This is a genomic window from Mesorhizobium sp. dw_380 (assembly GCF_018588885.1).
Taxonomy (GTDB): domain Bacteria; phylum Pseudomonadota; class Alphaproteobacteria; order Rhizobiales; family Rhizobiaceae; genus Mesorhizobium.
The window spans coordinates 1-14,218 of sequence record NZ_JAFFIW010000041.1 but is presented as its reverse complement, the minus strand read 5'-3'; the positions used below and the strand labels follow the sequence as shown (position 1 = coordinate 14,218).

General features: G+C 61.4%; 17 protein-coding genes. 9 read left to right on the top strand and 8 right to left on the bottom strand.

Annotation, left to right across the window (positions count from 1 at the left end):
* Nucleotides 1–56: 56 nt before the first annotated feature.
* The 4 genes from JT360_RS27225 (at nt 57) to JT360_RS27210 (ending at nt 1,958) form a co-directional block, all read left to right on the top strand.
* Nucleotides 57–251, top strand: a complete 195-nt coding sequence (locus tag JT360_RS27225; RefSeq protein WP_214475574.1) for a DUF2934 domain-containing protein — start codon at nt 57–59, stop codon at nt 249–251.
* A 105-nt stretch (nt 252–356) separates the two neighbouring features.
* Complete coding sequence (locus JT360_RS27220; RefSeq protein ID WP_214475572.1) at nt 357–539, top strand: hypothetical protein; 183 nt, start codon at nt 357–359, stop codon at nt 537–539.
* Nucleotides 536–1,432, top strand: a complete 897-nt coding sequence (locus tag JT360_RS27215) for an alpha/beta fold hydrolase (protein WP_214475570.1) — start codon at nt 536–538, stop codon at nt 1,430–1,432. Before JT360_RS27220 ends, JT360_RS27215 begins: the two co-directional genes overlap by 4 nt.
* A 115-nt stretch (nt 1,433–1,547) precedes the next feature.
* Entirely contained in the window at nt 1,548–1,958 is a 411-nt protein-coding gene (locus JT360_RS27210) for a DUF427 domain-containing protein (protein WP_214475568.1), read from the top strand.
* A gap of 40 nt (nt 1,959–1,998) precedes the next feature.
* On the opposite strand, the gene JT360_RS27205 is transcribed toward JT360_RS27210, so the two are convergent.
* Nucleotides 1,999–2,418: an HD domain-containing protein gene (locus JT360_RS27205; protein ID WP_214475566.1), complete on the bottom strand. Its 420-nt coding sequence runs from the start codon at nt 2,416–2,418 to the stop codon at nt 1,999–2,001.
* A gap of 241 nt (nt 2,419–2,659) precedes the next feature.
* On the opposite strand from JT360_RS27205, the gene JT360_RS27200 reads away from it, so the two are divergent.
* A complete protein-coding gene (locus JT360_RS27200) occupies nt 2,660–3,268 on the top strand; it encodes a cysteine hydrolase family protein (RefSeq protein ID WP_214475564.1) in 609 nt (202 codons plus the stop codon).
* A gap of 28 nt (nt 3,269–3,296) precedes the next feature.
* On the opposite strand, the gene JT360_RS27195 is transcribed toward JT360_RS27200, so the two are convergent.
* From JT360_RS27195 to JT360_RS27175, 5 genes are all read right to left on the bottom strand, one after another.
* The gene (locus JT360_RS27195) at nt 3,297–3,740 is read right to left on the bottom strand and encodes a PPC domain-containing DNA-binding protein (protein WP_214475562.1); all 444 of its coding nucleotides are present in this window, start codon (nt 3,738–3,740) and stop codon (nt 3,297–3,299) included.
* Nucleotides 3,741–3,769: 29 nt separating this feature from the next.
* The gene (locus JT360_RS27190) at nt 3,770–4,087 is read right to left on the bottom strand and encodes a plasmid stabilization protein (protein ID WP_214475560.1); all 318 of its coding nucleotides are present in this window, start codon (nt 4,085–4,087) and stop codon (nt 3,770–3,772) included.
* Between the two features lie 70 nt (nt 4,088–4,157).
* Nucleotides 4,158–5,771, bottom strand: a complete 1,614-nt coding sequence (locus tag JT360_RS27185) for a DHA2 family efflux MFS transporter permease subunit (RefSeq protein WP_502845493.1) — start codon at nt 5,769–5,771, stop codon at nt 4,158–4,160.
* A complete protein-coding gene (locus JT360_RS27180) occupies nt 5,768–6,763 on the bottom strand; it encodes an HlyD family secretion protein (protein WP_250889110.1) in 996 nt (331 codons plus the stop codon). The genes JT360_RS27185 and JT360_RS27180 overlap by 4 nt, the downstream gene beginning before the upstream one ends.
* Nucleotides 6,764–7,070: 307 nt before the next feature.
* Entirely contained in the window at nt 7,071–7,241 is a 171-nt protein-coding gene (locus JT360_RS27175; RefSeq protein WP_214475557.1) for a hypothetical protein, read from the bottom strand.
* Nucleotides 7,242–7,411: 170 nt separating this feature from the next.
* On the opposite strand from JT360_RS27175, the gene JT360_RS27170 reads away from it, so the two are divergent.
* Genes JT360_RS27170 through JT360_RS27160 form a run of 3 tightly spaced genes read left to right on the top strand, consistent with a single transcriptional unit; the run spans nt 7,412 to nt 11,336 of the window.
* Nucleotides 7,412–8,029 (top strand): (2Fe-2S)-binding protein, encoded by a 618-nt coding sequence (locus JT360_RS27170; RefSeq protein ID WP_214475555.1) that lies wholly within the window; start codon nt 7,412–7,414, stop codon nt 8,027–8,029.
* Between the two features lies 1 nt (nt 8,030).
* Nucleotides 8,031–9,053, top strand: coding sequence for an FAD binding domain-containing protein (locus tag JT360_RS27165; RefSeq protein WP_214475553.1), 1,023 nt, complete (start codon nt 8,031–8,033; stop codon nt 9,051–9,053).
* A 3-nt stretch (nt 9,054–9,056) separates the two neighbouring features.
* A complete protein-coding gene (locus tag JT360_RS27160; protein ID WP_214475552.1) occupies nt 9,057–11,336 on the top strand; it encodes a xanthine dehydrogenase family protein molybdopterin-binding subunit in 2,280 nt (759 codons plus the stop codon).
* 16 nt (nt 11,337–11,352) lie between these two features.
* Here JT360_RS27160 and JT360_RS27155 read toward each other — a convergent pair whose 3' ends face one another.
* A complete protein-coding gene (locus JT360_RS27155) occupies nt 11,353–13,065 on the bottom strand; it encodes an HAD family hydrolase (protein ID WP_214475549.1) in 1,713 nt (570 codons plus the stop codon).
* A gap of 236 nt (nt 13,066–13,301) precedes the next feature.
* Between JT360_RS27155 and JT360_RS27150 the strand changes: the two genes are divergently transcribed.
* The gene (locus tag JT360_RS27150; RefSeq protein ID WP_214475635.1) at nt 13,302–13,808 is read left to right on the top strand and encodes a YciE/YciF ferroxidase family protein; all 507 of its coding nucleotides are present in this window, start codon (nt 13,302–13,304) and stop codon (nt 13,806–13,808) included.
* A 180-nt stretch (nt 13,809–13,988) separates the two neighbouring features.
* On the opposite strand, the gene JT360_RS27145 is transcribed toward JT360_RS27150, so the two are convergent.
* Entirely contained in the window at nt 13,989–14,138 is a 150-nt protein-coding gene (locus JT360_RS27145) for a hypothetical protein (RefSeq protein ID WP_214475548.1), read from the bottom strand.
* Between the last annotated feature and the right edge of the window lie 80 nt (nt 14,139–14,218).

The following is a 14,218-nucleotide window of genomic DNA, read 5'->3' as shown; positions in this document are numbered from 1 at the left end:
ATCGTCCGGAATTGAGACCTGGAGCCGGATGATTCAGGTTAACGGAGGATCGTCTCATGGACACACGCGAAGAGCGCATCAAACGGCGAGCCTATGAAATCTGGGAGCGGGAGGGCCGACCCACCGGACGCGAACAAGAGCATTGGGATCAGGCCGTCCAGGAGATAGAGGCAGAAGGTTCGGAGAACGAACGCGGTCCAGTCGTGCCGGATCCGACAGTTGCCGACGGCTCAAAAAGCTCGACGGATTGAGCGTTGGAACATTCCGCGCTCCGCCATCTGTGACGCCAGGGCCTGCGGCAAGGCAACCAAATCCGCGGAGCCTCGTTTGTCGAGTAGCAACCAGAGGAGGTTTCGATGAAGACGGCCTTGCCGTTTCTGGTCGTGGCTGCTTGTCTTGCCCTCGGCGCATGTGACAACAACACCGAACCGACAAAAGCCAGCACCGACACGGTCAACAAGAACCCGCCGGTTGACCAGGACGCCAGCCCCAAGTCGACGACCGGCGGCGACCAGCCAGCGACCGTGCCGCAGAAATGAATCCTGTCTCATTCTGCGATACACCTGTATTGCGCGTCGCTTATCTCAGCGGTGGACCACAGGACGGGGCTCCAGTTGTTCTGCTGCACGGCTGGCCCGACGACGCGACCACTTACGCGCGCATTTCGCCGGCGCTTCATGAGGCTGGCTTTCGGACGTATTCACCCTGGTTGCGCGGCTTCGGATCGACATCGTTCCTATCCCAGGAAACCATGCGTTCCGGCGAGATTGCCGCCATGGCGCAGGATGTGCTGGACTTTGCCGACGCGCTGGGCCTGAGCCGCTTTGCCATCGTCGGACACGACTGGGGCGCCCGAATATCCTACCTGTTGGCATCAGTTTTCCCGGACCGCATTAGTTGCTGTGCCGCGCTGTCGCTCGGCTGGCAGCCGGGCAAAGCGGCTACGCCGCCTCCTGAGCAGGCGAGAGCATTCTGGTATCAATGGTTCATGGCGACTGCACGCGGTGCCGAGTTCGTGCGAAAGTACGGCAAGGAATTCGCCAGATTCCAGTGGGACACCTGGAGCCCGTTGGGCTGGTTCGACGATGCCATCTTCGATGAAGTGGCTAAATCCTTCGAAAACCCGGATTGGATGGATATCACGCTGCATTCCTATCGGGTCCGATGGGAAGAGGCCGAGCCCGATCCTCGCTACGCCGAACTCGCTCGCCGGCAAACATCGGTCAAGATCATCACCGTGCCAACACTGACGCTTCACGGCGGCGACGACCGTGTGGTGTTGCCTCGATCTTCCGAGGGGTTGGAGGGACATTTCACCGCGTCCTACAAGCGGTTGGTGCTGGATGCCGTCGGGCATTTCCCGACGCGTGAAGCTCCGCAAGAGGTTTCGCGGCTGTTGGCAAATTTTCTCGAGAGCCACGGCAAACGGTAAGGCGCCGCCGCTTTCTTGGTGGAGCGGAACCTCACTCCACTGGCGTGCATTTCGTTTTCACGGGTCGCAAGCCGGAACGCCGTCCGCCATCAATCCGGTAGTCAGGAGAATTCAGATGCAAGCTTCAGGCGCAATTTCAAGGCACCGTCCTGGTCAATTGGCCATAGAGCCGTTTGCCGGCACGGTGACAGTGCGATTTTCCGACGCCATCGTCGCGGCCACGGAACGGGCGAAAGTGCTGCGGGAAGAAGGACACGAGCCCGTGTTCTATATCCCTTTCGAGGACATCTATTTCGACCTGTTCGAAAAGACGAATACGACAAGCGAGAGCCCGCCGAAGGGCACTGCGAGTTATTGGCGTGTCCATGCCGTCGGCAGTTCGGCCGACGATTTCATGTGGGCCTACGAGACGCCGGACACCGCAGCGCGGGCCATCGCACGTCACGGTGCATTCGATCCGAAAAAGGCGCGCATCGATGTCGAACCCGCGGAGGACAAGCGGCACACGCCCCATGTCACGGAATAGATTGCCCGCGGCTTGGCCGAGCTGAGATTCCGAGGCACTGCTAACGGCCCGAGAACTCCTCATCGAGAATGCGCAGTGCCTGTTCGTATTTGGCCGCCGATGCCCCGATCCGCCGCGACTGCCAAATATTATCCTCCAGGTCCGCGCGCTTTACCGGAAGCGCCAACGGGTTTGATGCTGCCCGTCGCACGAAGCTGAAATAGTCTTCGCCGTCTCTGCGCGACATGGCGTCGACCGCGGAAGCGATCGTCGGCCCAAAACCGGCTTCTTCGAGCTTGGCCCGGCTCCAGCCCTCACCCTTCTCCAGGACGTCGTGAAGGTAGGCGACGACCTTCTGGTCCATCGTTTCGACCGCGTCGACGACACGGCGGCAATGCTCGATATAGGGCAGCCCGGTCTTGTCGCGCTGCGATGCGTGAACCTGTTCCGCAATCTTGGCCGCCCGATAAAAAATACTCATCGCGCCTGTCTCCGCCGCTTGGCGAAATGTTCGCGAATGGCGGCAATTGGAAACTCCCGTGATCCCATCTCCAAGTCGCTGCCGAAACTATTGTTCCCTATCGCAAGGATATTCGGAGCGCTCCGTTCACCGCGCTGCTCTACCATCGTTCTTCAAGGAACCAGTCACCGCATGCGGCGTTGCTTTTCTTCGATCGCAACGGAGAAATCGTGAAAAAATATCGCCGATCTGGGACACGCTGATGTCGATGCCGGGCCTGGCATATGGTCCGCTAGGGCATCGGTGCATGCATGTCTGCGTTGACATGCAGCGGCTGTTTGCCGATCCATCACAATGGGCGACACCTTGGATCACCCGGGTCCTTCCGCAGATTGAGCGACTGGTCGAAAGACGCGCGCCGCAGACTGTCTTCACGCGTTTCCTGCCTGCTTCGAAGCCGGGACAGGGCGTCGGCACATGGAAGCGCTATTATGAGCGCTGGGCTTCGATGACGATCGAGAATGTCGGTCCAGAAATGATCGAACTCCTGCCGGCGCTGGCCGGCTACTGCCCGCCGGCGACAATCATCGACAAGCACATCTACTCGCCGTGGTTCGAAGGTCACCTCAGAGCATTTCTGATGGAGCGTGAGATCGATGCGCTGGTCATCACCGGCGGCGAAACAGATGTCTGTGTTTTGGCCACGGTGCTCGGGGCCATCGATTTCGGCTATCGCGTGGTTCTCGTCACGGACGCGCTATGCAGTTCCTCCGACGCAACCCACGACGCGCTGCTGACGGTCTATCACCAGCGCTTCGCGCAGCAGGTCGAGACGGTCGAGATGGAGACGGTCCTGTCGAGCTGGACTTGAAATTCCGACCGATCTGGTCGCCGGCCGATCAGGCGTCGAGGTCGATCAAGGCGACGCCAAGCTCCGGCCGCTTGCGCCGGCGCAGGTGGCCGGATGTTTCCGTTAGGATGATTTCGAGTGTCGGCCGAACGACGCCTTCGAGCAGATGTCCACCTCGCGTGGTGCCGTCGCTCAATCCGAGCACCGCATGGACGTGCAGGCTGGGCTTGCCGTCATCGCCCAGCGCAATGTCGCCGATCGTGCTCAGGACTTCGCATTGTTCGTCGATCGGGATCTTGCGGTAGGTCTTCGCATGCAGGTCAAACCAGCCCACGGTCGCGCGTTCGAAAGCGCCGATCGCGGTCAAGGAGGCACTGCCGATCTTCTGCTCGTCCGCAAAGGCGGTAAGCCGGGAGAATGCTTCTTCGCCGAGGTCCAGCACAACGACGAACGTCCTTTGTCCGCTGGCCTCGTTGACGAGCTGAGCTTTCATGCTTGTGCTCCGGTCATCCGGTCATCCGGTCAATGGGCGCGGTGCTCGGCATTCCGCTTGCGGGTAGCCGCTGCCTTCTTCGCCGATTCCGAACGGCTTGCGGCTGACCGCGACGCCGATGCCTTGCCGCCGCTTTTGCCGCCCTTGTGCGCCGCGGGATTGCCGGTGTGTTTGCCGCGCCCGGAGCCGCCTTCCTTCTTGCCGCCGGCATCGTCCTTGTTGACGGTCGCCCATGCCCTTCGTTCGGCTTCGTTTTCGGAAACCCCACGCTTTTCATAGCCTTCCGCAATATGATCGGCTTTGCGTTCCTGCTTGTCGGTGTATTTCGATTTGTCACCTCGTGGCATGGCCGTTCCTCCTGTTCATAGGTCTGAACGAAAAGCCGACGAGGGAGTTCCGGTGCCGGCATTATTTCAGCTAGTGGCCAATATTCAGCTGGTTCTTGTCGGGCTTTGGAGACCGAAGCAGCAAGGCGAGGGGGACAAACAATGCCGTCATGATTGCGCAGTAACGAAAGACGTCGACATAGGCGAGCAGCGAAGCCTGGCGCGCAATCAACTGCCCGATCCAGCCAAGGGCCTGTTGCTTGGCCTGAAGCATGGTCGAGCCTTGGGCAACGAAGTGCTCGGTCACCTGACGCCGCACCTGTTGATAGGCGGCTGACGATTGTTCCGTGTGGCCGACGAGATTTGCCTGATGGAGTTGCGCGTTTTGAGCGATCACCGTGTTGGACAATGACACGCCGATGCTGCCGCCGATGTTGCGGGCAACGTTGATCAGCGCCGACGCCTGGTTCGTCTTCTGCGGAGCAAGGCCGACATAAGCCGCTGTCGAAATGGGGATGAACAGGAAAGGCAGGCCGATCATCAGGAAGACGCGGGCAAAGGCAAAGAAACGGAAGCTGGCGTCCGGCGTGAGCGACGTCATGTGCCACAGGGCGATCACCACAACGGACATCCCCATAATGATCAGATATTTGGGCTGGATGATGCCGGCGGCAAATCCAGAAATCGGCATCAGCATCAGCATGGCGATGCCACCCGGCATCATCGAAAGGCCTGACAGGGTCGCCGTGTAGTCGAAGGCGGTCTGTTGCAGTTGCGGCATCAGCTGCGTGGTGCTGAACAGCACGGCGCCGACCGCCATCATCACCAGGAATGACGTGCCGAACTGCCGGCTGAACAGTAGGCGAACGTCGACGATCGGATCGCGGTGGCTGAACTCCCATGGGATGAGCAGCAGGAACGAGATCGCCGAAATCACCGCAAAAGTCGTGATGAAATTCGACGCGAACCAGTCGTTGCGCTGGCCTTCGTCCAGGAAGATCTCCAGGCAGCCGAGTGCGGTCGCGACCAGGATGAAGCCGACCCAGTCTATTTTGAGCCCGCCTTTCAGCCGCTCCTGGCGTTCTCGTTCGAGCACGTCCGGCTCGGTGAGCAGCCACTGCACCAAAGCCAGTGACATGATGCCGAACGGGACATTGATGAAGAATATCCAGTGCCATGAAAAATGGTCGGTCAGCCAGCCGCCGATGGTCGGCCCGACCGTCGGCGCGACGATCACGGCGATGCCGTAGAGCGCGAATGCCTGGGAGCGTTTTTCCGGCGGGAAGGTGTCGGCAAGGATGGATTGTTCGCTCGGCGCCATGCCGCCGCCGCCGAGGCCTTGCAGGATCCTGAAGACAATGAGCAACTCCAGGTTTGGCGCCAGCCCGCACAGCAATGATGCGATGGTGAAGGTCGCGACGCAAAACATATAATAGCGTTTGCGGCCGATCACGCTGGCGAGCCATCCGCTGACCGGGATGATCACGGAATTCGCGACCAGATAGGTGGTGATCACCCAGGTGCTTTCGTCCATTCCGGCAGCCAGGCTGCCGGCGATGTTGCGCAGGGCAACGTTGGCGATCGACGTATCGAGCACCAGCATGAAGGTTGCGATCGACACGACGATTGCGATCAGCCAAGGATTATGGCCACCAGCGGCGGACCGGCTTTCGCTGTGGTCACCAGCCATTTCGGCGGCGCTCATCTCACCTTGACTCTCGGCACCACCGACAGGCCTGGACCGAGCAGCACGCCCGGCGGTTGATCGAAGACGATCTTCACCGGCACGCGCTGCACCACCTTGACGAAGTTGCCGGTGGCGTTTTCGGCCGGCAGCAGGCTGAAGGCGGTACCGCTGCCCGCCTGGATGCTGTCGACGCGGCCATGGAAAGATCTTTCAGGATACGCGTCGACGTCGATGTCGACCGGCTGTCCCGGCCGCATCAGGTCGAGCTGGGTTTCCTTGAAATTGGCTTTCACCCAGACCTCGTCCGGAACAAACATCATCAGCACCTGGCCGGGCTGGGCGTAGGTGCCCTTGGCGGCGGTGACACTGGTTGCGCGGCCGGCAACAGGCGCGCTTACGGTGGTGCGCGACAGCGTTGTGCGCGCCTGCTCCTGGCTCGCCTTGGCTTGATTGAGTTTTGCTTCCGCGCTCTTCTTCTGCGCCTGCAAGACGCCAACCTGGCTTTTCGCGGCAGCCACGTTTGCTCCAGCGCTGTCGAGCGCGGCCTGGTCCTGGCGCAGCGTCGAGGCGGCCTGTTCAGCCTGCTGTTGGGTGGAGGTTCCCTTGGCCAGCAGCTGACGGTTGCGCTGGTCCTCCGCCTTGGCGAAATCGAGGGCGGCCTGGGCCTGCGTCATCTGCTTTTGCGCCGCGTCGATCTTGGCATTCTGTGCTTCGATCTGTGCTTCGACATTGACGATCTCGGCCTGCGCCGAGACCACGCCGGCATTGGCTTCCGCCAGGCTTGCCTGATAGTCGCTGTCGTCGATGCGCAGCAGCACGTCGCCGGCTTTAACCGGCTGGTTGTCGGTGACCGCGACATCGGTGATGCGCCCCGATATCTCGGCGGCGATCGTCACGGTACGAGCATCGATGAAGGCGTCGTCGGTCCATTCAAACTGGCGCGCCTCCAGCCACCACACGACCGGCCCGACGGCAATCAGCAGCAGCACAAGCAGGATCGCTATGGACATGTAAGGGTGCCGTCGAGGGAAGCTCAGCAGGCTGGGCCTTGGTTCATCCGCCTTTTCGTCTGGCGGTTTGCGCTCCGGTGCGTCGGCCTGTGTCGTCGCTTCCCTGCGTTTTGGCGACGTTTCTGATCTGGCTTCGCTCGACGCGCGCCGCTTATTTCTGGTTTCGTCGGGCTCTTTTGTCCGGGTTTTCGCGTCCACGGGAGAACTCACAAGAAGGTATCGACCGTTTTGACAAGTGGCGAGTCAACGATAGCTGCCCGCAAAAGGTTCCTGCTGAACGGAGACGGTTTCGCACCGGGAAGGCGGCTCAGCCGATTGCGAACCTGACCACGATCGCCAGGATCACGATGCCGACCAGCCCGGCTATGAAGATGATCCGGCGAGCACGCGTTCGCAGGATGATCTCACCCTGTCGTGCCTGCTCGGCCGAAAACACAGGTCCATCATCGCTATCCTTGCCATGCCGATCATCGCTCATGATCGTCTCCTTCCGGGCTCCTTCCCCCGCTCAACCATCACCCCGCAGGTGAAGTTCCGGATGTATCGATCCAGCCGGCAGAAAACCGATCACAGGCACGTGAAGAGGGGGAACTTTGCCCTCCGTGGCTGGTTTGGCCCGCTTGAGACCCAGCCAGCCCGGAGCCAGCCATGTCCGATGCCAAGATTTCCAGCGGCCTGAGCAGACGCATGTTCATGACGGCCTCTGTTTCGGCGGCAGCAGCGATGCCGCTCGCGACCTCCCCGACAAGAGCTGCCCAGCCAGCGTCCGCCAAACCGGCGCAACCGCGCGACCTGTCCGCGGTTTCAATGCGCATCAACAAGCAGAGCTACAACCTTGCGCTCGACAACCGCACCAGCCTGCTTGACGCTCTGCGAGACCATGTTGGCCTGACCGGCACCAAGAAGGGCTGCGATCACGGCCAGTGTGGTGCTTGCACCGTTCTCGTCGATGGCAAGCGGGTGCTCTCCTGCCTGAGCTTTGCCGTCATGAACCAAGGCCGCGAGATCACGACGGTCGAAGGCCTCGCTTCGGCCGGCGGCGAACTGCACCCGGTCCAGCAGGCCTTTGTCGACCATGACGCCTTTCAATGCGGATATTGCACGCCGGGCCAGATCATGTCCGCCATCGGTTGCATCAACGAAGGCCGTGCCGGGTCGGAAGACGACATCCGCGAATATATGAGCGGCAATCTATGCCGGTGCGCGGCCTATCCCAACATCGTTGCGGCAATTGTCCAGGCTCGCGACGAGATCAGGAGGGCCTAGGATGCGTCCCTTTGTCTATGAGAGACCAACCAGCGTCTCGGCGGCGGTCGCCATGGCGTCCCATGCCGGCGCCGGGCATGTTCCGCCGACCGCCGCCGACACGCAGTTCATCGCCGGCGGCACCAATCTGGCCGATTACATGAAGCTTGGCGTGGGGCGGCCTGATCGCTTGCTCGACCTCAACACTCTTGCCGAGCCGGCCTTGCGGAAGATCAGGACAAGCGATGATGCCATCCGTTTCGGGGCGCTGGTCCGCATGGGTGAAGCGGCGGACAATGATGACGTCAGGCGCCGTTGCCCGCTTCTTGCCGACAGCCTGAAATTGGCCGCCAGCGGCCAGCTTCGCAACATGGCGACCTTGGGCGGCAATGTGCTGCAGCGCACACGCTGTGAGTATTTTCGCGAGACCTCATGGCCATGCAACAAGCGTGAGCCAGGCTCCGGCTGTGCCGCGATGGAAGGGGTCAACCGCCAGCATGCTGTTCTCGGCACCAGCGATTCCTGCATTGCCACATACCATGGCGATTTTGCGCAGGCGTTGATCGCGCTCGACGCTACCGTCGATATTGAAGGTCGGCGAGGCAAGCGTACGCTTGCCTTTGCCAAGCTGCATCGGCTGCCGGGCGAGACGCCCAACATCGAGACGGATCTTGCCGCCGACGAGATCATCACCGCCATCGAAGTGCCGCTCCGGCCGTGGAGCGGCCGGTCGCGCTATCTGAAGATACGCGATCGCGAATCCTATGCGTTTGCGCTGGCGTCCGCGGCCGTCGCGCTCGACATGGAGGGCCAGACGGTAAGAAGCGTGCGGATCGGGCTTGGCGGTGTGGCAACCGTGCCGTGGCGGGCAGTCGCGGCGGAAGACGCGCTGCAAGGCAAGGTGCTTGATGAAGCCGCGGCACAAAAGGCAGCTGACGCCGCTTTCGCCGATGCCAGGCCGCGAGAACACAACGCATTCAAAATACCGCTCGGCAAGCGCACGCTGGTGCGGGCCTTGCTCGAAACCCGTGACATGAAGGTCTGAGCCATGAATCAAGCCGCCCCAGCCCCCCGGGAAAATCAGGGTGACCCGGTTGTCCGTATCGACGCTCGTCTGAAGGTTACCGGACAGGCCAGCTATCCTGCCGACATCGCCACGGCCAATGTGGCTTATGGTGCGCTTGCCACCAGCAGCATTGCTCGGGGCAGGGTCTCCGCACTTCATTTACAAGACGCGAGGGCCGTCCCCGGTGTGCTGGACATCGTGACGTACGGGGACATGGACAAGACCGACACGCCGAAATTCGGCAACACCGGTGCGAGTTCGATCGGCCCTTTGCACGACAAGACGATCTTCCATGACGGCCAGATCATCGCTCTGGTCGTCGCCGAGACATTCGAGGCGGCGGAGGAAGCGGCAATGCTGATCCGCGCCGACTACGACGACGAACAGCCTAGCGCCAGCTTCGACTCCAAAGGCACGAGCACCGAGGCCGCCGCCGGCAAGAACCCCATGCTCAAGGAAGATGCGAAAGCAGGCGACTTCGACGCCGCCTGGGCAGCCGCGGCCGTGAAGGTCGACGAGAGATACTCGACGCCGACCCAGCATCACAATCCGATCGAACTGTTCTCGACCACCGCCATGTGGCAGGGCGATCAACTGACCATACACGAGCCCAGCCAGAACGTGACCGGCTGGAAGATGGAACTGGCACGACAATTGAAACTCGATCCGGCCAATGTGCGGATCATCAGTCCCTACATTGGCGGCGCCTTCGGCTCGAAGGGACCGATGACGGCACGCACCGCCATCGTTGCTGTTGCCGCACGGCGGATCGGCCGGCCCGTTCGCTGCGTCGTCAGCCGAATGCAGGCTTTCGGCGCGCAGACGTACCGCGCCGAAACGCGGCATCGCATCCGCATCGGCGCCGGCAAGGACGGCCGCATCACGGCGTTCGGACATGAGGGCTGGGAGGTGACATCACGCCCTGACCCTTATGTCGTCGGCGGCACCTCCGCCACCGCCCGCATGTACAATTACGGCTCTGTCCTGACGCATGTCGCGCTGGTCCACGCCGATCGCAACACCCCAGGATACATGCGCTCGCCGCCGGAAACGCCCTATGTCTACGCGCTCGAGAATGCCATGGACGAAATGGCGGTAGCGCTCGGTATGGACCCCGTGGAGTTCCGCCGCGTCAATGAGCCGGTCAAGGAGCCGATCGGCGGCAGGCCGTTTTCCAGCCGATCCCTCATCAAGTGCTACGACCAGGCATCGGAGGCCTTTGGCTGGTCGAAGCGCGATCCCGAAGCCGGCTCGATGCGTGACGGCGACTGGCTGGTCGGCATGGGCTGCGCGACGGCGATCTATCCGACTGCCGCCGCACCCTGCGCCGCCAGGGTTCGGTTGACCGCCGATGGCGAGGTTCGGGTGCAGTGCGGTTCGCACGAAATCGGCACCGGGGTTCGCACCGTCGCTGGCCAGATGGCGGCCGAAAGGCTGGGGGTCGGCATGGAGAAGGTCAGTGTCGAGATGGGCGATAGCGCCTTGCCGCCGGCACCGGTGTCGGGTGGCTCGATTTCGACGGCCAGTGTCTGCTCGGCGGTTATGATGGCCTGCGATGCCGTGCGCGCGAAGCTGTTCGCGGCGGCGGCGGGCAAGGACGGTCCCCTTGCCGGCTCCGGCAATGCGAAGCTGGACATGGCGGATGGGAAGATCGTCACGGAGACCGGCAAATCCGCAAAGCTGGCCGATGTGTTCAAGGCCATGCAGGTCGGCGCCATCGAGGAATATGCCGAGTTTGCACCCAAGGGTTCGTCGCCGGAAGCATTGAACAAGCTCTATGCCGGACAGCCGGAGTTCCATGGCGGGGAAAGCGACAAGGATTCGGTCAAATACGCCTTTGGCGCGGAATTCGTCGAAGTGCGCATCAACAGCCGCACACGCGAGATCCGGGTGCCGCGCATCGTCGGTGCCTTTGCAGCCGGACGGATCATGAACACGCGCACCGCGCGCAGCCAACTGATGGGCGGCATGATCTGGGGCATCGGCCAGGCCCTGCACGAGGCGACAGAGATCGACCGGCGCGCCGCCCGTTACGTCAACCGTGATCTGCAGGACTATCTGGTGCCGGTCAACGCGGACATAAAAGCGGTCGACGTGATCCTGGTCCCGGAGGTCGATCACGAGGTCAACCCGGCAGGTGTCAAAGGGCTGGGTGAACTCGGTAATGTCGGAACGGCCGCCGCGGTTGCGAGCGCGGTCTATCATGCGACCGGAAAGCGTATCCGTGATCTGCCCATCAGGATCGAACACCTGATCGTCTGACGCACTGGGTCGCGCGTTATTCTTTCGGTGCCGTCGCGGGTGCCGTGTAGCGGCGGCGTACCGCATCGAGCACCCGTTTGCGGCTCTCGTCGGCCGACAGCGTTTTGTCCTGTTCAGCCTCGGCGGTTTCGCGCGCCAGATCCTTGTCCCTGATCTGATTGCGGAACCATTTTGAATAATCGCCGGCGCGCAAATGAAACTCCCAGGTCTTGTCGTCTATGCCTTCGGCGATCTGGGCGAAAATCATCAGATTGTGGGCCCTGAGATTCATTGCATTGTCGGGGCCACGGAAATAGAAGCTGCCCGCCTTGTCGAGTTGTCCCTCGGCATATTTACGGCTGTGCCGCTTCAAGGATTGGCGCGGCTCGATCACTTTGACGGTGGCAATTTTCTTGCGTTTCTGCGGTCGCCAGAACAGCACGCGATCGCCCTTGGGCGAAGACATGTCCTTTGGCGGGTCGATGCCGGTCTCGTCGCAGAAGACCTTCACCACGTCCTTCGCCTTGGGGCCAAGCGCAATGACGGCCGTCACCAGGCGCAACGCATCGGTCGAGATCGCCTCGGGGTGAACCGTGATCAGGATCGTGCCCGGCAATTCCAGGGACAGGATCGCCCGCGTATCGTCGCGTCGTTTGGGCAGAAGATGGTGCGCTTCGTCGATGACAAGCCAATGTGGCCTTGCGGTGCGACGGCGAAAGCTGCCAAGGCCGGGCAGCAGGTCGGCAAAGAAATCGGGGCGTTCATTAACGCGCAGCGCCAGTCCATTGATGACGACGTTGCTGTCGGGCTTCTCGATCAGATCCAGCACTTGCGCCTTTGTCGGTGCGCTTGAGACGTCCCCTAGCCGAACCGTGCCTTCGAGGCCGTCATAGTCGCCCTCGGGATCGAAGACGCAGAACTGAAAGCCGCTCTCGACGAAGCGTTCCGTCAGCGCGGTTGCCAAGGTGGATTTGCCGATACCCGAACTGCCGGCAATGAGGACCGTGTCGGTCGGCGACAAAAAAATCTGATCGCCGCCGGCTGAGCCGAGAACGATGCCGTCGTGGCGCCTCGGCACGATCTCATGATCGCGCTGGACCAGCTTGTCGATCAGTTCTTCCACCCCTTTGCCGCGGGCGCCACGCGTGACCAGATCGGCCGTGGTCTTGACCGCGGGAATTGCATTGTCGACGGCGACGCTGCAGCCACAGGCTTTAAGGAAAGCATGGTCGTTCTCGGCGTCGCCGACACCGACGACGTTGTGTGGTGAAAGGCGAAGATCCTGAAGTGCCGCGGCCAGTCCGGTGGCCTTGTTGATGCCGCTCGGCAGGATCATCACCGCGCCCTTGTTGAAGATGATTTCGAGTTCGAGTCCCATCTTCTTGATGACCTCGAGCACAGTGGACTGGTGCGGCTCCCAGGTCGCGACGATCGAGCGTCCGACCGAAAGCGGCTTGACGCCCTGCTTCTTCAGCCTGGCGACGAATTTAGGCTCGGGCGACGGCGAAATCACCCTTTCGTCCTCGCTGGCCGGTGTGTAGATCAGCGCCCCATTCTCGGCGACGACCTTGTCGAAGAGACTAAGCTCGGGAAAGGCGCGCTTGAGATCGGGCAGTTCGCGCCCGGTGACGAGAACGAGTTTGCGGCCGCTTTTCTTGAACCGCTCGAGATCAGCGAGCGTTTTCCGTGAGACGATCCCGTCATGAGCCAGCGTGCCGTCATAGTCCGTCGCCAACGCAATGAAATACATTCTGCCGATCCTTCGGTTCCGGTGCGCCCTGGTTAGAACGTGTGATCGAGACAAAGGCTCCCCATTGGAGAGGATTGCAGGCCTTCGAAACGGAGGTTGGCGGTTTCGCTCCGGGCGGAACCCCTCGGGTGCCGGCACGTTGACCAGACAAGCCGGGACCTGGGTCCCGGCCTTTGCTGGCGGCGGTCAAACTCGCCGCCGAAATCAACATCGAGAGCGCAATGAAAGGTAAGACCATGGGCTTTTTTTCGAAGGATATCAAGACACTAGACGATCTCTTTGTGCACACGCTGCGCGACATCTACTATGCCGAAAAGCAGATCGCGAAAGCGTTGCCGAAGATGATCGACAAGGCAACCGACGCGCAACTGAAAGCCGGATTCGAAAAACACCTTGACCAGACCAGAGGCCATATCGAGCGCGTCGAACAGGTGTTCGAACTGCATGGAGTCAAGGCCAAGGAGGTCAACTGCCCGGCAATCGACGGCATTCTCGAGGAAGCCGACGATGTGAGCGGTGACGTCGATGACAAGGACGTTCTCGACGCGGCGCTGATTGCATCGGCGCAGGCCGTCGAACACTATGAGATGACACGCTATGGCACACTCATCGCGTGGGCCAAGCAGCTCGGCCGCACCGACTGCGCCAACGTGCTGGCCAAGAACCTCAGGGAAGAACAGGCGACAGATCGCAAGCTGACCGAAATAGCGGAAAGCAAGGTCAATCTCCAGGCGGCCGAATAAGGCTGCGCTGGCCGGTCGGCACCTCGGCTGGCCGGCCAGAGCGTTTCACCGTTTCACGGAAACGGTGAACCCCTCTATCTCTTTGTTTTGACCCAATTCCCCAGGCAAAGCGCTACGCGCTTTTGCCGGGAAAACCGTTTCACACTTTTCCTGGAATTGCTCTAGCTTGTGCCGCGGATTTCAGCGAGACGGGTCGACGCCTAGGGCGGCTGATTGCTTGCGCAGCGCTTCGCGTTCATCCTGCGGCACATGCCGCGTAGGTGCCTTGGCTTCCGTGCAGATGCGGTACGCCACATAAGCAAGCGCCACCGTGAAAAGCAGACGAGCCATCCATCCTGCTCCCTGGTCATTCGTTTCGTTTTGGCCGCCCTCAGTAACCTCCGACCACCGGCAAAATCTCGCCGGTGATA